Raw genomic sequence first — 25,722 nt, forward strand, 5'->3', positions numbered from 1 at the left:
AGATCATCTTCTTTCTGTTTTATAAATTATAGATTAAAGTTTAACTTTAGCAAGGTTGATATCGTAACGCCCGCCTACTTTTTGTAATTCTTTTAACGCTTTTTTCAGTAGCGTTGCTGCTTCGACTTTCTGACTGATGCCCTTATCGATTTCGACAGTATAAGCTTTTTTTTCAATTTCATATTTCAGTGCATCAATGGTATTCACGTCTTTGTCAAAGTCATTATACAACACACCATATTGGAGATACTGATGTGTATCACTTCCCGCTAAAACCGGCTTATTGTACTTAGCAGCTATGGCTTCAATATTTTTTCTATTACTCAATCCCATCAATCCTGTATCTTTTCCATTCAAGTCAAAGAAGTCATAACAGTCGATCAAATCATCCGATAATGCTAGATTGTTGCATCCACTTCGGTAAACATGCGCAGCTCCAAAAAGCACATTGTATTCTTTGATGATAGAAAACAAGTCTTCTGCGGGTAGAAATGCTTCATCTGGTTCTGGTAAAACGCGACGACGGATCTCCAAAATATCTTCAAATCGTCCGATAACTAAATTATGGCCACCTTCTTGAATATCTACTTCTAATCCAGGAAATACACGTACACCTTCTACTAAATAAGTGTCTCCATCTTTTGGGTAGTGCTCTGTAATGTAGCCATAAATTTTTTCGAATTCCTGAGTGTTGAAATGCTCCGTCAGACAGAGTGCATCCAAACCTCTTGCTTTTGCCTCTTTAAATAACTGTACAGTATATTCTTCTGAGAATGGTAAGTTTTTAGCTAATTTACCATGTGTGTGAAAATCTATTTTCAAAATAAGTTCCTCCGTTTAAACTAATTTAGGTGCGATAAGCGCTGCCGTAACGACTAAAGCAAAATACAAAACTGAACTTGCTAAAAATGCAAGATCTTTTGAAGTGAAGTTTAATGTTTTCAATTTCATTTTTTTCACCCTAGGATCGGTCATTGAATTACGATAGCCTTTTATTTCCAGTGCTTCTACTGTTGTTCGGCTTCGTTTAGCCATATTCAGCATCAAGGGATAGAATGAACGCATGACGATTTTTAACTGATACATAATAAAACGGATCTTACCCATAAAGCCATTTGAATCGGGTTGTACGCCTCTCAATCTATAGGAAAGATTGACACTCTGGAATTCTTCCATAATGATCGGTAAGATTCGGTAACCATAAGAAATACTGAATGCGAACTGATCAGGTAAACCAATCGATAAGAGTCCATTAGATAATTTATCAGGATCCATCCCCGCAAAGGTCGTAATCGAAGCTAATGAGACAACGCCGATTTTCAATGTCAGCTGGAGCACTGGAATCAGTGCAGACCAATCACCACCGAATAATAAGATGAATAGAAACAGAAAACCTGTTTCTGACAAAAGTCCGATACAAAAGACGAATAAAATAAGGGGCACTGTTCGTGCTAACTTAGTCGTGATGGCTACAAAAATAAATAAGCCGGCTAATACCCAATAATTTGTAATGAACCAGGGAATGATCCCAAAGAGAACATACCAGATGAATAATGTACGTGGATCTAGTGAGGCAACAAAAGTTTCGTCATTTCCGTAAGCATTTTTCAACACTTGATTTTTCAAGGACGTGATCGTAAATTTATCTAAGAAATTTTCATTCACTTTCATCATGACAAGACCCCTTCTTTCTTCTGTAACTGATCCACAAATTGATCAACTGTATAGATAGAAGCATCCGAATTCATCGATTTTGCCAATTTAAAGATTTCTGGCGGATCGATTCCAGCTAACTGAAGTAATGTTTCATCATGAAAAATCTCTTCTCTTGTACCGTTTCCAATAACTTTCCCTTCATGAAGAACAACAATTCGATTCGCCCACTCTGCTACCAACTGCATATCATGTGTGGCAATAATAGTCGTTTCCAAGCTATCTTTCAGATCATCAAGCGTTTTCGTAATACTTTTTCTTGTTGCAATATCCAGATTGGCTGTGGGTTCATCCAATAGCATGATTTGCGGATTCAACGCTACCCCGATCGCTAGAGAAGCTCTGCGCATCTGTCCTCCACTAAGTAGCCGTCCATCTCTTTCAGCTAGCTCTACTAAATCAAACTGGCGTAACAGAGCCTCTGTTCGTTCTTTATAGTCTTTTATATTTCTTGCTTTCATTGAAAAAGCAATATCGCGTTTGATGCTGTCATCGATAAACATATTCTCAGGATTCTGATAAACATAACTGATTGTATCTGAGATCTGCTCCGGTTTTAACCGGATAATGTCTTTACCATCCAACTCTATTTCTCCGCTGTCTGGTTTGATTAGTCCTGTCAGTAACTTAAGCAGCGTTGATTTACCTGCACCGTTATTTCCAATCAGTGCTACTCTCTCTCCCTTGTTGATTGTAAGATTCAATGAATCAAAGATGGGTTTTTTATCTCCTTTGATCATATCGTAGCTGAGCGAAACGTCTTTTAAATAAATCATGGCATCATCCTGTTTTGAACGAACACTAGGCATGGTTTTTTCAACAGTCTGTAGTGCATACTCTTTGAAATAATCTTTCCCTTGATCGTGATTGATTGGCAGGGTTAAAGCATTCCTTTCAGAAATTTGAGCTAACTGATGTGCTGCTTGAGTAATTTGTGGTGGAAAGATCGAGCCTTCCATCAATTCTTCTACTCTAACGAGCGCTTCTTTTACAGGTAATTTCCACTGAATTCGATTGTCTTTCATGAAAATAACCGAATCGCAATATTTACCAATAAAGTCTGTATGGTGTTCAATCACAACAATCGTCTTGCCTAATTCTTTATTAAATCGCTTCAGTACATCATACGTTTTGAGTGCATGATAAGGATCCAGTTGCGCTATCGGTTCATCCAAAATCAAGATATCTGGTCTTAAAGCTGTCATTCCTGCTAACGCCAGTAAATGCTTCTGACCACCAGATAGCTGCCAGATATACTCATCCGATTGTTCTTCTAACCCCGTTAACTCTAAGGCTTCCATCCCACGTTCAACATAGTCTTCCAAACCATTGTTCAGACATGAAAAGGCAGCATCATCCAACACTTTTGGACGAATCAACTGGTTTTCAAAATCTTGATAGACATAGCCAATCGTATGTGCCAAGTCTGAAACGGTTGAATCCACAGTTTCCACTCCATTTATTTTAAGGGATCCGCTCACATCGCCATCGATAAAATGTGGAATCACTCCATTCAACAATTTGCATAGAGTTGATTTACCCGTTCCATTGTTTCCAACGATAGCTACGAACTCTCCATCTTCAATCGTTAAATTGATCTCTTCCAGTTGATAGTTTTCCTGACTTGGATAATTAAAGTAGAGATTTTTGATCTCAATCAAATTACTCACCTACACCAATCGTTTTATTTTTTCTGATAACAAGTATGATGCCTACGATCAAAACTAACGTAAGGACAATGCCTGCAAAGACTGCTTCAGGACTTTCTGCCCAACTTGCTTCCCAGTCAATAAAGTTAATCCCTGTTTCCGCCATGAATTCAGTTATTACGGCTATTAGGAATAAACCTACTGCCATCAAGATGGCTTTAACGTTTAGTACTGCTCCAAAGGATGGTCTATTTTTAGGAGTTCTTGGACGCATCCCTAATAACGGTTCAATTTTTTTATATAGTCTTGGGACTAAAAATAACGTTGGGAGCACACAGAATAAGATTCCAGAGAATAGCAAATCATTGACTATGGCAAATCCTTCAGTGAAAAACACTGATTCAGGTAACCCTTGAACAGCTTCAAAGTCTTCAACCGCAAACACCACTTTTGAAATGTCGACTAACCCCCCTAAAAATTGGTGAATGAAGATGCCCGTAAACGAAGCGATGGCAACTTGGACTTTATTAAGAGGATCATTGACCATCATTCCAGCGATATAGATGCCTAAAGAGAAAAGAACAAATTTTTCAACTTCTCCGACACCACCGAATTGGCCTAACATAATTTCACTAAAAATCACTTCTCCAGTAGCTGCACCTAATGCAGCTGATAGTGGATCAAATAAAATTGCTAACGTTAAGGGAATAAAAGCAAAATACTCAACTGATAATTCAACGATACCCAATTGAACAGATGGAATCAATTCTGTGAACAATGTAGCCAGACCGTATAAAGACATAGATAAGACGAAAATCATCATCTTTTGTGCTTGCGTAAGTTCCGTTCGTTTTCCTTTTAAATGCAAAGTAATTCCTCCAATAGTTTATGTTTTATTTAGTACACGGTTATCTTACCGAACGAATGTAAATTACCCGCAAATTTAAAGTAAAAATGTAGTATTTTTTTTCATTAAAATAAGTAAAAGAAAATTAATTTTCATTAACGAACTCATTAAACCAGAAAAATTATGCTACAATAAATGATAAGTAACCCTTAAAGGAGGAAAACATGGCTACACATACCTTTACCATTCCTAAGGATTCCCTGACCAAAAGTCAGCTTGTAATATTGGAATATATCTACTCGAATATTGAAACGATTCCTTTTTTAACCATAACAGAGATCTCTAATGAACTAGGAATCAGCGATGCAACCATTACTCGTTTTTCAAAAAAAGTTGGTTATCCGTCATTTAAAGAAATGAAAATGGCCATTTTATCTGACATACAAGTCTCTCCTGCTAAAAAACTCCAAAATAGTTTTGAAGAAGGTGACTTGAATGCTAAAGACAATTTACTCATTTTCAAAGAAATTCAGCATTTGATAGAAACCGTCTCTCATCTGGATATGCAAACATTGAATCAGGCGATTCACTTACTGTTAAAAGCTAAAAAAATCTATGTATTTGCCAAAGGTGCTGCTAAAAGTCCTGCTGACTTACTCGTTTTCCGTTTGAATCGCTTTGACTTGGATATCCAGTTCGTTACTGCAAGTGGTTCAGAACTTTTTGAGAAATTAAATAACCTTTCGCAAGAAGATGCCATTGTTCTTTTTGGGTTCGGTTCTGTCCCTAGAGAAATCAAACTGGTAGAAGACTATGGAAAAAAAATCAAAGTTCCTATTCTGTCTTTTGCAGACAGGCATTATAACTCTACTTCTGAAGAAGGCATTACAACTTTTTTTGTAGCACGAGGCATACCCGATGACTACCATTCCATGACGTCGGTCGTAGCCCTGATTGATACGTTGATCGTTGAAATGGCGAAACAAATGCCTGAAGAAAGAAAACAACATCTTGAAAATTTATTTTCACTTAAAGAGTCCTACAAGCATAATGTTCCAAGATAACTTAACATTATCGGTATCAATGGAATCATCTTCTAGTTGCTTAATCTATTTTTATACCAGAGCAAAACTCGTGGTCAAAGTAAAATAATAAACTTTTTATATCGATTTCCAAAAAAAGCCACCTTGTTCTGTCATCTTTACATGACAGAACAAGGTGGCTTTTTTTAATTTTAATTATTTTTCTTCTTCTGTTAATTCTTCTTCAGAATCATAGCCTAAATCATCTAATGTTTCAGCCAATTTATCAGCTGGAATAGTTTGATCTTCAGTTGGTTCCGCCGGCGTACCATGAACATTTCCATGAGCTGACTCTGTTTTATCGGAAGAGCCAGTCTTATGTTCTATATCCGTTTTTTCCATGTGGTTCTCTTTCATGTCTTGAGCTTTTTCTAAGCCCTTTTCTTTCCATTCTTTCCCTTTTTCCATGCCAGTATCTTTTGCATCAGCGAACTTATCTTTTATATCTGTTCGTAAGGCTTTCCCGGATTTAGGTGCAAACAATAATCCAACTAACGCTCCTGCTAGAGGTAAAATAATTAATTTTGCTAATCCCATTCGTTTTACTTTTTTGGGCATTACCTTAGTGACTCCCTTAGCAAGCATCTTATCTGTCTTCATCTTCGATTTAGCTAACTGATGTGTCGAAGGAAGATAATCTTTGGCCATATCAAATGCGTCATGTGCATGATCCTTACCCATATTGATTAATTTTGATGTTTTCATTTTATTCGTGCTCCTTTCAATTTTTGTTTCTCTACTGTGCCATCTACCTGTTGTATAGATATCTCTATAGACATCATATAACACAAAAGGCATTGTCCAAAACAAAAGGCATTAAAAATAAAAGAAAATCACAATAAAACTATTCCTTCCAACTACTTCAGAAACTGCATCTTTTCCCCCTCAGTACTCTTATTTTGTAAACTGGATGGCTTTTTCTCCGATATCAAAACGATAGAACGTATGCGCTATCGGATTATTCGTTAAGTAGTGGTAAGCCTTGTCTTGGGCTTCTTGTAACGTTGAACCTTGTGCTGCAACAAATAAAATACGCCCTCCATCAGAAATAAGACTGCTTTTCTCTTTCTTCATACCCGCAGTATAAATGGTACAACCTAAATCTGCGGTAGTCATCTGTGGTAACGGAATATCTTTTATCGTATTTTCTGGGTAACCTTCAGCTGCAACAACAACACCTAGTGTATAGCGGTCCGTGTGCATTTTAATAACTGGATCTTTTTCATTTAAGATATCATCAATCACTTGTGCCAAATCAGAATCTAGCTGGTTCAAAATAACTTGGGTTTCGGGATCACCAAAACGAGCATTAAATTCGATGACCCTCAGACCATTTTTTGTCATCATCAATCCAGCGTAAATGACCCCTTTGAAAGGACGTGATTCAGCAACCATTGCATTCACAGTTGGTTTTATGACCGTCTCCAAAACTTCTTGAATCACCGATTCAGAAACTTGCGGTACTGGAGAATAAGCGCCCATACCACCTGTATTCGGTCCTTTATCCCCATCATAGGCCCGTTTATGATCTTGGGCAACGCCGGCATAATAATAGTTCGATCCATTTACAAGCGCAAATAAAGAAAATTCTTCACCCTCGAGGTATTCTTCAATAACGACTTTGGGTTTGCCGGCTGCGTACTTCCCTTTCACTAACATATCACTTAAAGCATTTGTTGCTTCTTTCAGAGTCATCGCAACGACTACCCCTTTTCCAGCTGCTAAACCATCTGCTTTAATGACAATGGGTACGCCTTGGTTTTCCACATATGCTAAAGCGGCATTATGATCTTCAAATATTTCATACGTTGCGGTTGGAATAGCATATTTTTCCATCAATTCTTTTGCAAATTGTTTTGAACATTCTAAGTCTGCTGCTTTTTTGCTTGGTCCAAAAACCTTTAATCCAGCACTATCGAAATCATCTACTAATCCTTCAAACAGAGCTATTTCCGGTCCAATAAACGTCCAAGTAATTTTTTCTGATTTCACAAAATGAATCAACGCTTGATGATCATTTTCTGCAATATCAACCAATTGGATGCCATCATTTTCCATCCCAATATTTCCTTTAGCACAATATACAGCTTCTACTAATGAGCTTTCTTTGAATTTTTTTGCGATGGCATGCTCACGGCCACCACTGCCGATAACAAGAAGTTTCATCTACGAAATCCTCCAATTTTTTTTATTGAATTAGGATATGTTTGAAAGCTAATAACTATTCTGATTTTTGGGCTAGCTGAGAAAGATAGGATAACTACAGTAAATATTGACTTTCAGTTAATCAAACTAGCGCTTGTTGTAGCTACTCAAATGAATATCAACTTTTAGTTAATCGAACTAGCGCTCGTTGCAGCTACTCGCTGCTTAATAAGATAGTTTTAAAACACTCCCTAGTTAGTTTTTGCTGTATTTTGGATTTGTTCAGTACTGTGTTGCATTCTAGTCTATTTCTTAATGTCTAAAATGACGTACACCAGTTTTCAGCATGGTCATTCCGTATTTATTTGCCATTTCAATAGACTCTTTGTCTTTAATGCTTCCTCCTGGTTGAATGATTGCTTTGATGCCATGTTTTGCGGCATATTCCACACTATCGTTCATAGGAAAGAAAGCATCACTAGCCAGTACAGCACCTTCTATAGCGTTACTCGCTTTAGCCTGCTCAATTGCGATCTTAACAGCTCCGATTCGGTTCATTTGACCGGCCCCAATTCCCACGGTCTGTTTGCTAGTTGCCAGCACGATAGCATTGCTCTTTACATGCTTAACTATTCTCCATGCAAAATCCATAGCTTTCATTTCGTCTTCGGTCGGTTTACGGTCCGTCAGTACTTCCCAATTTACCACTGTATCTTCAGTACTCATATCTTGTGTTTGTTCCAATATACCACCCAATACAGAAACAACTTCTTTGCCGCCTACTTTTGCAGTTGAGAAATCCAAAGTCATGATACGGATATTTTTTTTCTTCGATAGCGTATCTAACGCTTCTTTTGTATAACTTGGCGCAAGAACGATTTCTAAGAACATACTGTTCAGTTTTTCTGCTGTCACATTATCCAATTGGCGGTTGGCAACTACGATTCCTCCAAAGATTGAGACTGGATCCGCTGCGTAACAGCGATCAAAAGCCTCTTCAATCGTTTCAGCAATGCCCACTCCACATGGGTTCATATGTTTGACAGCAACCACTGCCGGTTCATCAAATTCACGTATGATACGAATAGCAGCGTCTGCGTCTTTAATGTTATTGTACGATAATTCTTTTCCATGTAATTGACGAGCATTTGCAATCGAGAATGGGACAACAAGCGACTCTTGATAGAAAGTAGCGACTTGATGTCCATTTTCACCATAGCGTAGTTTTTGTTTCAAATCATAGGTCAACGTTAATTTTTCAGGTTCTTCTTCACCAACACTAGTGGTCAAATATTGCGCAATCAAGGCATCATAACTTGCGGTGTGACGAAAGACTTTTGCAGCTAAAGCTTGACGTGTTTTAATCGTTGTTGCTCCTTTTTCTTCCAGCTCATCGAGGACTTTACTATAATCAGCTGGATCCGTTAAAACGGTCACACTTGCATAATTCTTAGCCGCACTACGCAACATACTAGGGCCGCCAATATCAATATTTTCAATGGCTTCTTCTAAAGTAACATCCTTTTTGCTGATCGTTTCTTTAAATGGGTAAAGGTTTACCACCACAAAATCAATCGGTATGATGTTGTGTTTTTCCATTGCCGACATGTGTTCAGGTAGATCACGTCTCCCCAATAAACCACCATGAATAAGTGGATGCAAGGTTTTGACACGACCATCCATCATTTCTGGAAATCCAGTCACGTCTTCGACAGAAACGGTCGGGACACCTGCATCTTCTAATGCCTTTTTGGTTCCACCAGTTGAAATAATTTCGATGCCTTTTGCCACTAATGCTTGTGCGAATGGTACAATACCTGCCTTATCTGAAACGCTAATCAATGCTCTTGTCACTCTACGCCACTCCTCAATTTTTATTCACTCTTTTTAATGGTTTTATTTTCAATCACTTTTTGAATGACCTGCGGAAAAAGACGGTGCTCTACTTGATGTATTCTGGTCTCCAGAGAGTCTAGTGTATCTTCAGGTAAAATAGCCACCTTCTCTTGTGCGATAATGGGTCCAGTGTCTACCCCTGCATCAACAACGTGCACCGTCACACCAGTTTCCTTTTCGTTTGCTTCAAATGCGTCTTGAATGCTGCTTTTACCAGGATAATATGGCAATAAAGAAGGATGGATATTCAAGATACGATTTGCATACGCCGTTAGCAATGTCGGCCCAATAATTCTCATGTATCCTGCCAATACAATTAAATCCACCGCGTTTAGTTCAAGCTGTTTCAATAGTTCTGACTCATAGGCTGCTCGATTCTCATAGTTTTTCGGACTGAAGACTGTAAAAGGGATACCCATTTTTTTTGCACGCTCTATGACAGAGGCTTTCGGATTGTCGCAAAACAGGAAGCAAAGGGTTGCATCGACTTGTTTGGAGGCGATTGCCTCTGCTATCGCTTGGAAATTAGAACCATTTCCTGAAGCAAATACAGCTATTCTCATAGTTGCTTCTCTTTCAAAATGACCTTTTCCTCTGATTCCTTTGAAATTACCGAACCAATCACATAGCCTTTTTCGTTGTTCTCTAAAAGAACGGCCAATACTTCAGGTACTTTTTCAGGAGCAACAGAAAGAACCATGCCGATTCCCATGTTGAATATTTCATACATGTCACCTTCTGGTATTTTACCGATTGTTTGCATCGTTTGAAAAATTGGCAACACTGGCCAGCTCCCTAACTGAATGTGAGCTTGTACGTTTTCAGGAAGCATCCGTGGAATATTTTCAACAAATCCGCCCCCTGTGATATGTGCAGCACTATGAAGCAACTGTTTTTTTATCAGTGGCAGTAAAGCATTAACGTAAATTTTTGTTGGCGTCAATAAAACATCGCCCAACTCTTGATCACCTAATTCTGGTATTTTATCCATTAATGTATACGCATGATCTTTAAAGAAAATTTTTCGTACTAACGAATAACCATTTGAATGGATTCCCGTTGAAGGTAACCCAATCAACATGTCCCCTTCTTTGACTAACGTAGCAGACAATAAAGCATCTTTTTCAGCAATACCAACCGTAAATCCAGCCAAATCAAAATCTTCCGGATCATACATATCCGGCATTTCAGCTGTTTCACCGCCAATTAAAGCCGCTCCTGATTGGACACACCCTTCTGCCACACCAGCTACAATTTGCTCGATTTCTTCAGGATGGTTTTTCCCGACCGCAATGTAATCTAAGAAATAAAGGGGTTCTGCTCCTTGTGCCACAACATCATTGACACACATCGCGACACAATCGATTCCAATTGTGTCCCATTTTCCAGATTCAATGGCCAACAGTAGTTTTGTACCAACGCCATCTGTCCCAGATATAAGAATGGGCTTTTTATAGTTGAGTTCACCAAGATCAAAATGACCGCCGAATCCACCGATTTCACCAAAAACACCCGGCCGTTTGGTACGTTTGACATGTTTTTTGATGCGTTCGACTGCTTCATAACCCGCTGTGACATCGACACCCGCTTTCGCATAGGCATTTCCCATTATTACCCTCCCCTAAGATTTTCTTTTTGAATTTCGGTCATATTCTTTAGGTAGTCCTCTTCGTAGTCATACAGTCCTGCTGGATAATCCCCATTAAAACTGTCCATGCATAAACCTGAGTAAGGACTATCAAATTTCAATCCAATTGAATCAATTAAGCCTTCTTGGCTGAGAAATGACAAACTGTCTGCTCCGATAGACTCACACATTTCAGGAACTGTCATTCTTGCAGCAATCAGTTCAGCAGATTTGCTAATGTCGATTCCGTAAAAACTTGGATACATCAAGGGAGGAGAAGCGATGCGAACATGGACCTCTTTCGCTCCGGCTTCTTTCAATAATGTGACAATTCGTTTACTTGTTGTACCTCGGACGATCGAGTCATCTACCATGACAACAATTTTCCCTTGCACGACTCCTTTTACGGCAGATAACTTCATTTTCGCACCCAATTCGCGCAGTTCTTGTGTCGGTTGGATAAATGTGCGACCTACATATTGATTCTTAATCAGACCCATTTCATAGGGGATTCCACTCTCTTCAGCAAAACCGCTAGCTGCGGATAATGACGAGTTAGGAACACCAATAACGATATCCGCATTCACCATAGGGGATTCTAGTGCCAACCGTTTTCCCATTCTTTTGCGAGCCGTATGTACATTCACACCGGCTATGTTTGAATCTGGTCGAGCAAAATAGATATATTCCATTGCCGCAATGGAAATACTGGTATCCTCTGTGTATTTTTCAATCGTTAGGCCATTGCGATCAATAATTGCCAACTCTCCAGCGTTAACATTACGGACAAACTCTGCACCAATGGTATCTATCGCACATGTTTCACTTGCCATCACATAGGCACCATTTGGCAATCGTCCAATCACGAGTGGGCGTAAAGAGTTCGCATCAACAGCACCGAACATTTTTTCCTCCGTCATAAGAACATAAGTAAACCCACCTTTAACAAGGTTCAGACTTTCCTTTATTTTATTGATCAACGTGTCTTTCTGACTACGTCTAATGAGATGGATTAACACTTCCGTATCTGATGTCGAATGAAAGATCGCTCCATCTTCTTCCAGATTACGTCGCAAGCTCTTGGCATTCACCAAGTTTCCATTGTGACAGATAGCGATATCTAAATCGTAGAAATGGTACAAGAAAGGCTGTACGTTTTCGATGCTATTCTGTCCAGATGTGGAATAGCGTACGTGTCCGATAGCACGATCTCCTGACAATCGTTTAAGATCGTCTCCATTTTTGAAGACTTCACTAATCAACCCCAGATTGCGATGAACCAATAGTTTCCCATTATCACAAGAAACGATTCCAGCACCTTCTTGTCCGCGATGCTGCAAACTATGCAATCCAAAATAAGTCAGTTGGCTAGCACTTGGATCACCCCAAATGCCAAACACCCCACACTCTTCATTTAAGCTTTTTGTTTCAGCAAACATGGGATAGCCTCCTGCCATTTCATTTCTACTTCTTTTATGGATAAAGCAATTGTTTCGTTTTCAGTAGCTATTTTTGCGAATCCATTATTTTCCACTGTCCCAATCTCTGTTGCAGTCGACTTGACTAGCGCTTTGAATGCAAGGACATTTTCAGGTTTCACTGTTAAAATAAATCGCGATTGCGTTTCACTAAATAACCATGTTTTATCCATCGCAACTGTTACATCGAATCCCAATGCCGTATCGAATACGCTCTCCATCAAACCGACAGCCAATCCACCTTCTGATAAATCGTGTGCACTTTCAATCAGTCCAGCTTGGATGGCTTTCAAAACAATGTCTTGGTTCTCTTTTTCGGTCGTCAAGTCGAAGTCCATTAGTTTCCCTTCGATTTTTCCCAATTCTAATTTTTGTAATTCGGAACCATTAAAATCCGCTTTTGTGTCGCCAATGATGAAAATTCGATCATTGGCATTTTTGAATGCTTGGGTTGTGATGTGTTTGCTATCTTCGATCAGACCGACCATGCCAATCAACGGTGTCGGATAAATAGCTTCGCCATCCATTTCATTGTAGAGCGATACATTACCCGAGATCACTGGGGTATTCAATAAACGACAGGCTTCTGATATGCCATCTGCAGAAGTGCTCAATTCCCAGAAAATTTCAGGTTTGTCAGGATTTCCGTAGTTCAGACAATCTGTGATCGCCAATGGTCTTCCTCCACTAGCCACAATATTACGAGCAGCCTCTGATACTGCCATCTGTCCACCAATCTCAGGATTTAAATAGATGTAACGACTATTACAATCCGTCGTCATCGCGATTGCTTTTTCAGTTCCACGTATGCGAATAACGGCGGCATCACTTCCTGGTCCCACAACTGTGCTCGTACGGACCATCGAATCATAGGTTTGGTAAATGTTTTTCTTTGAAGCAAGCGTTGGTTGTTGCAACAACTTAACCAGTGTTTCTGCAGCAGACGTAAAGGTTGGCTGATAGTCAGCCATTGCAGCAAATAGCGCGATGCGCTCAGGCTCTTGCATCGGTTTAAGGTATTCTGGTGCATCCTCTGCTAAAGCATCAACTGGTACATTAGCAACTTCTTTTCCATCATGAAAGAGACGATACAACCCATCATCTGTGACTTTCCCGATAGTAACAGCCTCTAATTCATATTTTTCAAATAACTCAATAATCCGTTGTTCTTCACCTTTCTTGATACACAACAACATCCGCTCTTGCGATTCAGAAAGCATGATTTCATAAGGGGTCATATGTGTTTCGCGTTGTGGGACATCATCCAAATTTAAAATCAATCCACTACCCGCTTTTGAAGCCATTTCAGCACTTGATGAAACAAGCCCTGCCGCTCCCATATCCTGGATTCCAATCAATGCATCAGAATAATCATAAATACATTCTAGACAAGCTTCCATCAATAGTTTTTCCATAAACGGATCTCCTACTTGGACAGCAGAACGTTGCGCTTCTTCTTCCTCTTTGAATTCAACAGAAGCAAACGTCGCTCCATGAATACCATCACGCCCCGTTTTTGCGCCTACATACATGATTGTGTTCCCTGTCCCTTTAGCTTGCCCTTTTTGAATATCTTTTTGGTCGATCAAGCCGACACACATGACATTCACCAAAGGATTGCCTTTGTAACAAGGATCAAAAACAGTTTCCCCACCAACCGTTGGAATACCGATACAATTACCGTAACCACTAACTCCAGCTACAACTTCTTCGAAAATATATTTTGTGCGTTCGTTGTCTAGCTCACCGAAACGCAAAGAGTCAAGAATCGCGATTGGACGAGCTCCCATACTAAAAATATCGCGAATAATACCTCCAACACCAGTCGCTGCTCCTTCGTATGGCTCAACCGCAGATGGGTGATTATGGCTTTCCACCTTAAAAACCACCGCTTGACCATCACCAATGTCAACAATACCCGCACCTTCACCCGGTCCTTGCAACACTTGTGTCCCTGAAGTAGGAAATTTCCGCAGAATCGATTTTGAGTTTTTATAAGAGCAATGTTCACTCCACATAACAGAGAACAGACCCGTCTCGGTGTAGTTTGGTAAACGGTGCAAGATATCTTCACTGATGATTGCGTACTCTTCGTCAGTCAACCCCCATTCACGATAGACTTCCAACTCTTTTACTTGTTCGGGTGTTGGTTCCAAAAAAACCATCATTGGCACAGCTCCTTCTGATAATTTTTATACATAGACTGGAATAATTTTAATCCATCATCTGAACCCAGTAATGCTTCAACAGCTCGTTCAGGATGAGGCATCATACCCAATACATTTCCTTGCTTATTGATAATGCCCGCTATATTTTCGATGCTTCCGTTTGGATTATCATTCGCATACGTAAAAACAATTTGATTGTTGTCCTTCAATTGCTGTAACGTTTCTTTATCACAATAGTAATTCCCCTCACCGTGTGCGACAGGTACAGTAATGATTTCTCCATGTCCGTAGCCTGATGTAAATGATGTATGTACGTTTTCTACTTTTAGATTTTGCTGCTTAGAGATGAATTTCAGTGATTCATTGCGCCGTAATGCTCCCGGTAATAAACCCGCTTCTGTCAAAATTTGAAATCCATTACACGCTCCAAAAACAGGTTTTCCCTCTTCAGCAAATCGAATCACTTCAGCCATAATAGTGGAAAATCGGGCAATAGACCCCGTACGTAAGTAATCGCCGTAAGAGAATCCTCCTGGGAGTAATACTGCATCGAACCCTTGCAAGCTGTTTTCATAGTGCTGAACATATTCCGCGTCTTCCCCAAGACTATCTTTTACAGCTGTATACATGTCTAAGTCGCAATTGGATCCAGGAAAAACAATGATGGCAAATTTCATTACATTCCAACCTCCTGAATATCATACCGGTATGTTTCCATTACTACATTTGCTAAAAGTTTGTCACAGATTTCTTCAATTACGTGCTCGATATCCTTTTCATCTTTAGAAACTTGGATTTCAAAATATTTTCCAATACGAATATTTTCGATTGACTCATATCCCATGCGATGAACCGCACCCTTGACTGCTTCCCCTTGCGGATCTAGAACGGAGTCTTTATAAGTGACATAAACGGTTACCTTATACACGATTGAAACGCCTCACTTTTCTCTTTTGATTTATAGTGGTTGATTTTTCATTAGTCTGTATCTAGATGAAAGGATAATTCGTTTATTCAGATGTTGTTCAGCCGCTTCAATACTTCTGCGTAAACAGGAATGATATCTCCTATATCACGGCGATAAAGATCTTTGTCCAAATGTTCTTTCGTATTTATATCCCACAAACGACAAGTATCTGGAGAGATTTCATCAGCGAGGATGATTTTCCCATCCGCCGTTTTTCCAAATTCAATTTTAAAATCAATTAAGCGAATAGCGATTTTTTTGAACATTTCCACTAAGGCAGCATTGATCTCTAAGGCTTGTTTTTTTATTTCGCTCAGTTCTTCGTCTTTCGCAACATTTAGCATTTTAACGTGCGAGTCATTGATAAATGGATCATCCAGCTTATCATTTTTGTAATAAAACTCAAGAATCGGAAAAGGCAAATCGATTCCTTCCTCCATACCAAATCGTTTTGTAAAACTGCCGGCCGACGTGTTACGGACAACGACTTCTAAAGGAATCATTTCAACTTTACTTATTAATTGTTCGGTTTTTGACACTTCTTGGATATAATGACTTGAAAAGCCTTTTTCAGCTAAGTACGTGAATATCAAGCCCGTTATTTGGTTGTTCAGTTCTCCTTTCCCTTCAACATTTTCTTTTTTAGCACCATTTAACGAAGTTACTTGGTTTAAATACTCTGCTAAAAGAACGTTTTTTTGATTTGTCGCATACATCTTTTTAGCTTTCCCAGTATAGAGCAATTCTTTCCTTTCCATTATCTCTTCCTTTCTATTTACGAACATTAATTTACCATACCGTTTAATCATTCGTTTTAATTGTAGCACTCAACTTTTGATTGTCAATGGAATATCCACTATTTTTTCAAATGATAAACGAACGAAACCTATCTTATTTCATCGAAAAAAGACCGGAACAATAGCTCCAGTCTTTCTAGGTTAATTCAGATTTAATTTTCTGTATGATTCATTCCAAATCCCGGTATTCTCTATTTCTATCAAGGTTTCTTCTACATCGTTTGTCAAGATCGTGACGTGTCCGACTTTTCTGTTTGTATGTAAGTCTTCTTTCCCATAGTAATGAAACGACCATTCCGCTTTTTTATCACGGAACGCTAAACTCCCTTCCATATGTTGCCCAAGAATATTGACCATAACGACACTCGAAAGCAAGCGTGCTTTTGGCATCGTCAGCCCAGCTACCGCTCGGATATGTGCATCAAACTGCGAAAGAGACATTGCTTCAATCGTGTAATGTCCTGAATTATGCGGACGAGGTGCCAGTTCATTGACGAAGATGACATCGTCTTTTGTCAAAAACAATTCGATTCCTAACGTTCCAATCAATTGCAACGCATCAGCAATCTGTTGAGCGGCTTCTACCGCTTTTTCGCTCACTTCTGGAGAAATCCGAGCGGGTACAATGGATTCATGTAAAATATTAGCGATATGGATATTCTCAGAAACAGGAAAAATGGTCGTTTCTCCTTTTTGGTTGCGAACAATCATGACCGATAATTCTTTCGAAAAAGGTACCCAAGCTTCGAGAATACAGCTATTAGCAGCAATCAGCGCTTCTGTTGCTCCTTTATCCGCTTCTGATTTCAAGACAACTTGCCCTTTGCCATCGTATCCAAAACGTGTGGTTTTCAAGACGCAAGGATAGCCAATTTTTTCAACGGCAGTATTCAGTTGGTCTATTGTTTCCACAACCTCAAAGGGTGCAATCGAAACCCCACTAGACTCTAAAAACCGTTTTTCTTTGATTCGGTCTTGCGTAATAGCTACTACTTCGCTACCTTGCGGGATAGCTACCAACTCTTCCATCTCTTGTAATGCTTCTGCATCAATATTCTCAAATTCAAACGTTAAGACAGTTGCTCTTCTCGCAAACTCACGCAAAGCTTTTTTGTCTGCATAATCGGCACAGATGTTCCAATCAGACACTTGAGCTGCTGGACAATTTTGATTAGGATCCAAGATTCCAACAGTAAACCCCATCTTTTTTGCTGATTGAGCCATCATCTTTCCTAATTGTCCGCCTCCAATAATTCCAATAGTATCTCTTGGTTTAAGTGTTTTATACAAGATTTTCACTACTTTCTATTACACTTTTTTTAAGCCGATCACGTCTTACTTCCAATTTTTTTGCCAATTTTTCATCTTCAATAGAAAGAATCTGAACCGCAAGCAGTCCTGCATTCGCAGCTCCTGCTTTTCCAATCGCCACAGTAGCAACAGGTACACCCGCCGGCATTTGTACAATAGACAATAATGAATCCATTCCATTAAGTGCTCGAGTTTGTATCGGTACGCCTATGACTGGCAACGTGGTTTTCGCTGCAATCATGCCCGGTAAATGAGCTGCACCTCCAGCTCCTGCAATGATTATTTTTATTCCCAATTCCCTTGCTTGTTCCGCAAAACTAAACATCAAATCGGGTGTCCGATGGGCTGATACCACCTTTTTTTCATACGCTACATCAAATTCATCCAAAATCGCACAGCAGTCTTTCATCGTTTCCCAATCCGAAGTGCTTCCCATAACAACGGAGACAATGGCATTCATTCATTTTCCTCCACTCTATTTTCTCACGTTCAATATAGCATAACCCACCATTATTTTACAAACATTTAATAAATATAATCGTTTTTCGTTCGTTATTAAAGCTGTTAACGTTCATTGAAACGGCTTTTATAGTTACTTTTGCTAGATTATACGTATTTTTTTAGCGTTCACATTTTTAGTTCTATCAGAATATGAAAAAAGTTAAGGTCTGCTTACAGCATCCCTTAACTTTTTTGGTTAACTCAATGAGTATCTTTATCCCACTACTGTGCTTTCCCACTGAACGGCATCTTTTGAACGGACACGTAAAGCTTCAGAATTCCCATTTGCTTTTTCCACTGCATCTGCCACTCCATCAATTAGGCTTTTTGAGGTCATCGTTGCTCCTGAGATAACATCCACTTGCAACGTTTGCCCGCTGATTATTTCCTCCGGTAACCGCTTGAAAACGGAAGTTGCAACGGCATCTGGCTGCTCTTGGCCGTCCAATTCTATTGCCAAAATTTTAGTATCCGAGAAGGTTACTTTCATCAGGATACCACTCCCATCATGACCTTCAACAGAAGCTTCATAGGTTCCAGGATTGAAAGTAATTTTTGTATTTTGCAATTCTTTCAAATATTCATATTTTTCTTCTTCTGCTTTCACATCTTTAATCATGAAATCCATCACGTCCCATAAAGGTTCAGGGATCTGTAACCGATCTTGTTCGTTGATGTCTGCAAAGTCTTTGATTTCTTCATCAGATTTTGTTTTTTCAACCCAATTCGGTTCGACCAAAAAGGCTTTCCCGACCGCAACTAGATCATAGCCCGCTTCAAGTGCAGCTTCCGCATCGCTGCGTTGACCAATTCCCCCTACACCGATAAGAGCAATTTGAGCTAACTCTTCCGATTGTTGCTCGATATACTTCTCTAGTAGTGGCTGACTGTCTTCTTTATCTATGATTGATGTTCGGTTCCAACTGCCCATTGAAACATGGAAGTAATCCGGCTTTAATTTAGCTAAGCGGTTCAATAAGTACATCGTATCTTCAAATCGAATCCCTGGTTCTTCAATTTCTTCCGGAGAGAATCGGTAACCTACAATGAAATGTTCTGCTTGCTGTTTCTTGACTTCTTCTTGCACAGCTTTCATCACGGCTTCCGGAAATTTAGCGCGTGCTTCTCGGCTGCCGCCCCATTTGTCTTCACGGCGGTTAGAATGAGGAGAGAAAAATTGTTGAATCAAGTATGTATTGGCACCATGAATTTCAACTCCATCAAATCCAGCTTCAATCGCGCGTCTGGTAGCATCTGCAAAACTTTGAATCATTCTATCAATATCCACTGGCATCATTTGTCGCGGTGTAACAGCTTCCGGTCTCAATGCTGCCACAGGACTAGCTGAGATTGGCGCAGCTCCACCATTGAGTTCTGGAGCAGCCATCCGTCCGGCATGATAAATTTGTAAAATAGCTTTAGATCCTTTTTCTTTAATCGCACGAGCTAGTTTACGCAATTCTTTCACTTGAGAATCTTTATTGTTCCCTAAAGCCCCGGCAAATCCTCGACCTTTATCTTCCACAAATGAACTCTCCACAATAATTGCGCCAGCTTCTCCAGAACGATGGGCATAATAATCAATCATTTCTTGTGTGACCGTTCCATCAAAATAGGCTGCTTGAATCGTCATTGGTGCCATCATGATACGATTTTTTAATAGTACTCCCGATTTAAGTTCCATTTCCTCAAATAGTTTTTTTAACATGTTGGTAGTCCTTTCCAGCAATTTAATGTATGTATTTTTTCTTCATTCATTTTTAAGTTGATCTTTACGATTTGGAATAACGAATACTAGTGCTATCGTTAAACCAATGGTCAAAAACACTAGCATGACTTTAACTAGTTGAAACGGCGCAAAATATATTGAAATGCCCATCAGAATATAACTATTAACGAGTATTTTCCATTTTTTATTTTTAGGAATAGATTTCGTTTCAGCGTAATCTGATACGTATAGATGATACAATTTAGTCTTTTTTAGCCAATCATTAAACTTGTTGGAACTGTGTGCAAAACAGTAGCCAGATAACAATAAAAAAGGTGTGGTTGGCAGCACGGGTAAAATTGCACCTGCTGAACCCAAAAGAAAAGAAAGAATCCCAACACTAATTAAAAAATGGCGTTTCATCTGCATCATTCCTTTTCTTCAACTAAGCTATATGTGAATTTATCCCGATTATTTCAATTCCATTTTTCGCGGGCAAACGGATTCGGTTCAGCTGGATTACTAAATTCACCACGGCGGGTCGGTTCATCGATTGTCTCAATAAAGGGCGTTCCATTTTGGACGTATTCCATGAACCCAATACTTTCACCTCTGCGATTAAAAACAGGAACATAAGAAATGAAAATTTTACGACCGTCATCTTTTCGTGTGAACCAATGCGTTTCGCTCTTGCGTGTCCCATCTGCCAGTTCTCCAGCTAATTTCCCAACAAATTCGCGCACATGAGGCGGATGACAATCAATAAAGTGGCTTCCTAAACTCGCTTGGGAACGGTGAAACTCATGATGATCTTCATTGAAATATTGAAAGCGTAAATCCGGCCCAACAAACGTAATTTCAACTGGTAGCGCATTCAAAACAGCTTCAATTTGTTCAATGGTTAGGGATCCTCCTTTAAACTGGATACGCGGTTCTAAGTCTTCTAACTTTGGTTCAGCTTCCGGATCAATCTCACCTCTAGCTACACCTAAAGCATAATCCAATGCTTCTTGTGCTCCGCGTGAAGAAAAAGTTGCACCCGAGATTGTATCAACTTGAGAAGATTGACTGCGTAAAATCTTTGCAATAATGTCTTCCATCGCTTTACCACCGATATCAGGAGTCTCTTTTCCTTGGTAGTCAATTTTTTCAATCTTATTTTCACTTACTGTTACATTCAGATTAATGTCACCTTTATACCCATCTCCGTTTCCACTGTAAGTTCCAGATGTGAAATGGTGTTCAATCTTTCCTGTCTCTTCATTAAATTCACCATCAATTGGAGCACGTTCGCCCCGTGCAACTCCTAACGCATAGTCCACAGCCCGCAAAGTTCCTTCTGAAGCATATGTCGCGCCAGAAATTGTATCAACTTCTACTGATTGTCGTTTAATGATTTCTTCTACCATTTTCGCTACGGCTATCCCGCCTTTATTAGGTGTCTCATTTTCAGAGTAATCGATTTCTACTATTTTTCCCTCATCTACTTTTACATCCACCGTAATATAATCATGGTACCCCGTTGCTCTTCCTTTGTACGTTCCTGGTTTAAGATTATTCATAATGAACCTCCTCAATATTGTTATTCATTTCACAATTTGTTTTTACATTGTTAGTATAAGTAGAAAAATAATTAAAAAAATTGATTTAAATCAATTTTTTTAATTGTTTTAGAAAAAATCTCACATAATTTTTAGAGTATGTTAAAATGCAAACATATACATCGTATGGACTTCTCAACTATATCGTTAGGTGGGTGAAAAAAATGAAACAGAAGATTATTAATCGAATGGGGACACAAATCAGCCTTTCCATTGTGCATCCGGAAGCAGAAAAACTATTAGAAAAAGCTAGCCACATACTGGCAGATTACGAAGCACGATTCAGCGCAAACAATTTTAACAGTGATTTAATGACCGTGAACCAACAAGCAGGATTACAGCCTGTTCATGTCGATTCAGATTTATATGAATTAATTCAAATCGGCAAGAACTATAGTTTGTCCTCTAATCTTGCTCTAAACATCACAATAGGACCACTCGTTAAACTATGGAAAATTGGTTTTACAGAAGCGCGTTTGCCTAAACCAAAAGAAATTGACGAACGGTTAAAGCTAATTGACCCAACTGACATTGAATTGGATACGGATAAAAGAACGGTATACTTAACAAAAAAAGGCATGGAAATCGATCTTGGCGCCTTAGCAAAGGGATATTTTGCCGATAAACTCAAAAAGTTTTTTCAACATGAAGGCGTACAAAGTGGTTTAGTGGATTTGGGTGGAAATGTGCTGACGATTGGGGAAAATCCAAAATACGAAGATGGCTATTGGCGTGTAGGGATTCAAAAGCCTTCACTGGTTCGTGGAGATTTAGTGGGCGCTGTATTGGTAAAAAACAAGTCAGTGGTAACATCTGGCATTTATGAACGGTCGCTTAAGGTAAAAGGAAAAGACTACCACCACGTTCTTGATTCCACAACAGGTTATCCAATTGAAAATGACGTGGCCAGCGTAACCATCATTTCGGATGAATCTATTGACGGAGAAATATGGACTACCCTTTTATTTATGTTCAGTCCCACTTTGGCCATCCAATATATCGACACCATCCCTGGCATAGAAGCTCTTGTTATCACAAAAGACAACGATGTACACATGACACATGGTATCACACCGTATGTTGTTTTATTTTAAAAAGCGATAAAGATCAAACTAAACCGTTCAGTTTCTTGAGCGGGACTCAAAGTCTTTTTGAGGTATACCAACTTGTAGGAATTGTCTAACTTAATTTAATAACTAAAAACAGATAAAAGCTTGTCTTTATTATAAAGTATTCCGTACACTCCAAATACAGTATGGTATTATTTATATTAGTAGGTCGGTTATCTGGTTACGGTAAAAGTTAAAAAACGGCTATCGATTCCTATTTTCGAGTTTTCTTCAATAGGTATCATACGATAACTCATCACTGAAAGGAGGTGAAAATGAAGTGCTCACTACAATCTTAGAAGACCCACTGTACTTACAATTTGCTTTTGCAGGCTGCATCGCATTAGCTATTTTGACATTACCACTAAAAGATATCATCAGTGTCGGTTTTTACGACATCAGCGATTTCTTTGTCACAGGAATGATTGCTTTTTTCATTACATATGGGGTTCTAGTGACCAACCTTGCAACAGTGTCTATTTGGTTGTTTGTGGGTGTCTTTCTTGCCGTAATGGTTGTCATTATGCTCATGAATATTCTCGTTATCCTGCCCTTTAAGAGCCGTGCAGAAAATTCAACTATTACGTCCATCCATGAGTTAGAAGGCAAAGAAGCGACAGTATCTATTCCAATCACACTCAATGGAACAGGCGAAGTCATCGTCTCTACTGGTTTTACACGAGTGAATAAAATGGCTAAAATCTATGACAATACTGACAACATAACCGTAATTCCAAAAAATGAAAATGTATTGATCATGGATGTTAGCAACAACATTCTTTATGTCCTTCCCTATACAAACAGCATTAAAGCCATTGGCAAACCAACGCCGACATGGAATAAGAAACCAAAAAAATAATCCCACCATCAAAATAGATACGAGAAAGTAGGAATGTACACATGGATTCAGCATTATTTGGAACCGTTGGCGCAGTTGTCATCGCAGTCATTTTATTAGTCGCATTAGTTAGTCGTTACCGTACAGCTTCTCCAGCAGAAGCGTTAATTATCAGTGGTACAGCATTAGGCAGTAAGAACGTGTATGTAGACCCAAATACGGGCAATAAAATGAAAATCGTTAGCGGAGGCGGGACATTCGTTTGGCCAATCATTCAATCCGTTCATAAGTTGTCATTGCTGTCATCTAAACTAGACGTTCGTACACCAGAAGTGTATACCGAGGAAGGTGTTCCAGTCGCAGTTGACGGAACCGTTATTATTAAAATTGGATCTACATCAGAAGATATCGCAACAGCCGCTGAACAATACCTTGGTAAATCAACGGAACAATTAGAAAGCGAAGCGAAAGAAGTTCTAGAAGGACATTTGCGTTCAATTTTAGGTCGCATGACTGTTGAAGATATTTATCAAAATCGTGATAAATTCAACCAAAACGTTCAAGATGAAGCATCTGGCGATTTAGCTAAAATGGGATTGGTTATTTTATCTTTTACAGTAAAAGAAGTAACGGACAGAAACGGTTACCTAGACTCATTGGGCCAAGGTCGTATTGCTGAAGTGAAACGAGATGCGGATATTAAAACAGCAAATGCAGATAAAGAAACACGCATTCAACGAGCATTAGCTGAACAACTGTCTCAAGAAGCGGAATTGCAACGCCAAACAGAGATTGCGCAAGCTGAAAAAGTAAAAAGTCTACGTGTATCTGAATACGGAAGAGAACAAAATATCGCTAAAGCCGAAGCTGAAAGTGCGTATGACTTAAAGAAAGCTGAATTAAGAAAACAAGTTATCATTGAAGAGGGTAACGCTCAAATTATTGAACGTGAAAAACAAATCGAATTGCAAGAAAAAGAAACCATTAAGCAAGAACGCGAATACGATGCAACTGTCCGTAAGAAAGCTGATGCTGAACGTTACTCTGTTGAACAACGTGCGGAAGCCGATAAAAACAAAGCCATTGCTGAATCTGAAGCGAGAGCCAAAGAAATCGAATTAAACGGTATGGCTCAAGCCGAAAGTATTCGTTTAATCGGTCAAGCTGAAGCAGACAGTAAGACAGCATGGGCGGAAGCCTTGAAAGAATACGGTGATGAAGCTATTGCAACCTTACTGATCGAAGCTTACCCTGCAATTGTTCGTGCTGCTGCTGAACCATTGAGTAACATTGACAAAATTACGGTTGTAGACAGCGGAAACGGAAATGGCACATCAGCCATTACCAAAACAGCCTTAAACACACTGGCAGCTTCTCAAGAAGCATTTAAAGATGCAACAGGATTAGACATCAATAATTTAATCAGTTCATTTGCGGGAACAAAGAATGTGGGTCGTCAAATCAGCAATTTGAACGAAACATTCGCTCAAACAGCAGTCGTGGCTGAAGAACCCATCACCACAGACGATGCACAAAAAATCATTTAAACACCTGCATCAATGCACGGCTGGAGCCTTATGGTGGTTCGATTCCACCTCGTGTATTTTAATTAGATCAAAGGGGTTCCAAAAACAATCTCAATGAAGAACCTTTCGTTAAATGCTTGATTTACAATCAAGATAGAATAGAAAGAATTTTTTAAAGAGGTTGAATTATGCGGATTGGTTATGCTCGAGTATCGACAGATAACCAAGAACTCTATCGTCAATTAGACGCATTGGAAAAAGTTAGATATGATAAACTCATACCAGAGAAACTTACATGTACACAGAAAAAAGAGCGGGTCTAGATAGCTTATTTAATACCCTTCGATCAAGATATACGGTCATCATTGGATCCATTAATCGGCTGGGGAGAAAAATTCTAGATATTTTATCTACAGTTAAAGAACTAAAAGAGCAGGTATAGAAGTCATTTCGTTAAAAGAGAATTTAGATACCTCTACTCCAACCAATCAGGCCATGTTTCAGATGATGGCTGTGATTTGCTCAGTTGGAGTGTGACTTAAAGGTGGTACAGTGAGTGAATGAAGGCTTAGTATCCGCTAAAGCACGTGGAGTGAAGCTTGGCAGACCGATAATGGACAAACAAAAGGTGAAAGATGCTTTACGTTTATATGATTCGGGACATTATTCGATTAAAAACATTATACGAATCACTGATATTCTCAAGGATTATTATATCGAAAGTTAAAAGAAAGAGACTCCAAACAAATTTTAACTTCT

The 25,722-nt window shown here is 39.1% G+C and carries 25 protein-coding genes and 1 pseudogene; 7 read left to right on the plus strand and 19 right to left on the minus strand.

Going from position 1 to position 25,722, the window contains the following annotated elements:
• Positions 1-33: 33 nt before the first annotated feature.
• From ABS916_RS04450 to ABS916_RS04465, 4 genes are read right to left on the minus strand one after another with little or no spacing between them, the layout of a single operon-like run.
• A complete protein-coding gene (locus ABS916_RS04450) occupies positions 34-822 on the minus strand; it encodes a PHP domain-containing protein (protein ID WP_034537851.1) in 789 nt (262 codons plus the stop codon).
• Between the two features lie 15 nt (positions 823-837).
• A complete protein-coding gene (locus ABS916_RS04455; RefSeq protein ID WP_350450764.1) occupies positions 838-1,674 on the minus strand; it encodes an energy-coupling factor transporter transmembrane component T family protein in 837 nt (278 codons plus the stop codon).
• Positions 1,671-3,374 carry an ABC transporter ATP-binding protein gene (locus tag ABS916_RS04460; protein ID WP_350450765.1) on the minus strand — a complete coding sequence of 568 codons (1,704 nt, stop codon included), beginning with the start codon at positions 3,372-3,374 and terminating at the stop codon, positions 1,671-1,673. Before ABS916_RS04460 ends, ABS916_RS04455 begins: the two co-directional genes overlap by 4 nt.
• Position 3,375: 1 nt before the next feature.
• Positions 3,376-4,230 (minus strand): DUF8171 family membrane protein, encoded by an 855-nt coding sequence (locus ABS916_RS04465; RefSeq protein ID WP_251165877.1) that lies wholly within the window; start codon positions 4,228-4,230, stop codon positions 3,376-3,378.
• 203 nt (positions 4,231-4,433) lie between these two features.
• Here ABS916_RS04465 and ABS916_RS04470 point away from each other — a divergent pair, with 203 nt between their 5' ends.
• Entirely contained in the window at positions 4,434-5,273 is an 840-nt protein-coding gene (locus tag ABS916_RS04470; RefSeq protein ID WP_350450766.1) for a MurR/RpiR family transcriptional regulator, read from the plus strand.
• Between the two features lie 174 nt (positions 5,274-5,447).
• Here ABS916_RS04470 and ABS916_RS04475 read toward each other — a convergent pair whose 3' ends face one another.
• From ABS916_RS04475 to ABS916_RS04545, 15 genes are all read right to left on the minus strand, one after another.
• Complete coding sequence (locus tag ABS916_RS04475; RefSeq protein WP_350450767.1) at positions 5,448-5,996, minus strand: YtxH domain-containing protein; 549 nt, start codon at positions 5,994-5,996, stop codon at positions 5,448-5,450.
• Positions 5,997-6,185: 189 nt separating this feature from the next.
• The gene (gene purD, locus ABS916_RS04480) at positions 6,186-7,457 is read right to left on the minus strand and encodes a phosphoribosylamine--glycine ligase (protein WP_187948734.1); all 1,272 of its coding nucleotides are present in this window, start codon (positions 7,455-7,457) and stop codon (positions 6,186-6,188) included.
• A gap of 291 nt (positions 7,458-7,748) precedes the next feature.
• On the minus strand, positions 7,749-9,290 hold the full coding sequence (purH, locus tag ABS916_RS04485; protein ID WP_187948733.1) for a bifunctional phosphoribosylaminoimidazolecarboxamide formyltransferase/IMP cyclohydrolase: 1,542 nt from the start codon (positions 9,288-9,290) through the stop codon (positions 7,749-7,751).
• 20 nt (positions 9,291-9,310) lie between these two features.
• The gene (gene purN / locus ABS916_RS04490; RefSeq protein ID WP_350450768.1) at positions 9,311-9,895 is read right to left on the minus strand and encodes a phosphoribosylglycinamide formyltransferase; all 585 of its coding nucleotides are present in this window, start codon (positions 9,893-9,895) and stop codon (positions 9,311-9,313) included.
• Positions 9,892-10,941, minus strand: a complete 1,050-nt coding sequence (gene purM, locus ABS916_RS04495; protein ID WP_350450769.1) for a phosphoribosylformylglycinamidine cyclo-ligase — start codon at positions 10,939-10,941, stop codon at positions 9,892-9,894. The genes purN and purM overlap by 4 nt, the downstream gene beginning before the upstream one ends.
• Positions 10,942-10,943: 2 nt before the next feature.
• A complete protein-coding gene (gene purF, locus ABS916_RS04500; RefSeq protein ID WP_350450770.1) occupies positions 10,944-12,398 on the minus strand; it encodes an amidophosphoribosyltransferase in 1,455 nt (484 codons plus the stop codon).
• Positions 12,374-14,605, minus strand: coding sequence for a phosphoribosylformylglycinamidine synthase subunit PurL (gene purL, locus ABS916_RS04505; RefSeq protein ID WP_350450771.1), 2,232 nt, complete (start codon positions 14,603-14,605; stop codon positions 12,374-12,376). The genes purF and purL overlap by 25 nt, the downstream gene beginning before the upstream one ends.
• Positions 14,602-15,282 (minus strand): phosphoribosylformylglycinamidine synthase subunit PurQ, encoded by a 681-nt coding sequence (purQ, locus tag ABS916_RS04510; protein WP_023179482.1) that lies wholly within the window; start codon positions 15,280-15,282, stop codon positions 14,602-14,604. Before purQ ends, purL begins: the two co-directional genes overlap by 4 nt.
• Positions 15,282-15,533, minus strand: coding sequence for a phosphoribosylformylglycinamidine synthase subunit PurS (purS, locus tag ABS916_RS04515; RefSeq protein ID WP_034537873.1), 252 nt, complete (start codon positions 15,531-15,533; stop codon positions 15,282-15,284). The genes purQ and purS overlap by 1 nt, the downstream gene beginning before the upstream one ends.
• 86 nt (positions 15,534-15,619) lie before the next feature.
• Entirely contained in the window at positions 15,620-16,330 is a 711-nt protein-coding gene (purC, locus tag ABS916_RS04520) for a phosphoribosylaminoimidazolesuccinocarboxamide synthase (protein WP_350450772.1), read from the minus strand.
• A gap of 180 nt (positions 16,331-16,510) precedes the next feature.
• Positions 16,511-17,659 carry a 5-(carboxyamino)imidazole ribonucleotide synthase gene (purK, locus tag ABS916_RS04525; protein WP_350450773.1) on the minus strand — a complete coding sequence of 383 codons (1,149 nt, stop codon included), beginning with the start codon at positions 17,657-17,659 and terminating at the stop codon, positions 16,511-16,513.
• A complete protein-coding gene (gene purE / locus ABS916_RS04530; protein ID WP_034537879.1) occupies positions 17,652-18,140 on the minus strand; it encodes a 5-(carboxyamino)imidazole ribonucleotide mutase in 489 nt (162 codons plus the stop codon). The genes purK and purE overlap by 8 nt, the downstream gene beginning before the upstream one ends.
• Positions 18,141-18,395: 255 nt before the next feature.
• Positions 18,396-19,889 (minus strand): oxidoreductase, encoded by a 1,494-nt coding sequence (locus ABS916_RS04535; RefSeq protein WP_350450774.1) that lies wholly within the window; start codon positions 19,887-19,889, stop codon positions 18,396-18,398.
• Between the two features lie 42 nt (positions 19,890-19,931).
• The gene (locus ABS916_RS04540; RefSeq protein ID WP_350450775.1) at positions 19,932-20,312 is read right to left on the minus strand and encodes a YbaN family protein; all 381 of its coding nucleotides are present in this window, start codon (positions 20,310-20,312) and stop codon (positions 19,932-19,934) included.
• A gap of 53 nt (positions 20,313-20,365) precedes the next feature.
• On the minus strand, positions 20,366-21,451 hold the full coding sequence (locus tag ABS916_RS04545; protein ID WP_350450776.1) for an FMN-binding protein: 1,086 nt from the start codon (positions 21,449-21,451) through the stop codon (positions 20,366-20,368).
• A 203-nt stretch (positions 21,452-21,654) separates the two neighbouring features.
• On the opposite strand from ABS916_RS04545, the gene ABS916_RS04550 reads away from it, so the two are divergent.
• From ABS916_RS04550 to ABS916_RS04575, 6 genes and pseudogenes are all read left to right on the plus strand, one after another.
• Positions 21,655-22,584 carry an FAD:protein FMN transferase gene (locus ABS916_RS04550; RefSeq protein WP_350450777.1) on the plus strand — a complete coding sequence of 310 codons (930 nt, stop codon included), beginning with the start codon at positions 21,655-21,657 and terminating at the stop codon, positions 22,582-22,584.
• 295 nt (positions 22,585-22,879) lie between these two features.
• On the plus strand, positions 22,880-23,458 hold the full coding sequence (locus ABS916_RS04555) for a hypothetical protein (protein ID WP_350450778.1): 579 nt from the start codon (positions 22,880-22,882) through the stop codon (positions 23,456-23,458).
• A gap of 41 nt (positions 23,459-23,499) precedes the next feature.
• Entirely contained in the window at positions 23,500-24,984 is a 1,485-nt protein-coding gene (locus ABS916_RS04560) for a flotillin family protein (protein ID WP_350450779.1), read from the plus strand.
• A gap of 167 nt (positions 24,985-25,151) precedes the next feature.
• A complete protein-coding gene (locus ABS916_RS04565; RefSeq protein WP_350450780.1) occupies positions 25,152-25,286 on the plus strand; it encodes a recombinase family protein in 135 nt (44 codons plus the stop codon).
• Positions 25,259-25,500 (plus strand): annotated as a pseudogene (locus ABS916_RS04570) (recombinase family protein). The gene ABS916_RS04565 and the pseudogene ABS916_RS04570 overlap by 28 nt, the downstream one beginning before the upstream one ends.
• 19 nt (positions 25,501-25,519) lie before the next feature.
• Entirely contained in the window at positions 25,520-25,690 is a 171-nt protein-coding gene (locus tag ABS916_RS04575) for a hypothetical protein (RefSeq protein ID WP_350450781.1), read from the plus strand.
• Positions 25,691-25,722 lie beyond the last annotated feature (32 nt).

Origin of the sequence: Carnobacterium sp. (assembly GCF_040274945.1) — a bacterium.
Taxonomy (GTDB): domain Bacteria; phylum Bacillota; class Bacilli; order Lactobacillales; family Carnobacteriaceae; genus Carnobacterium_B.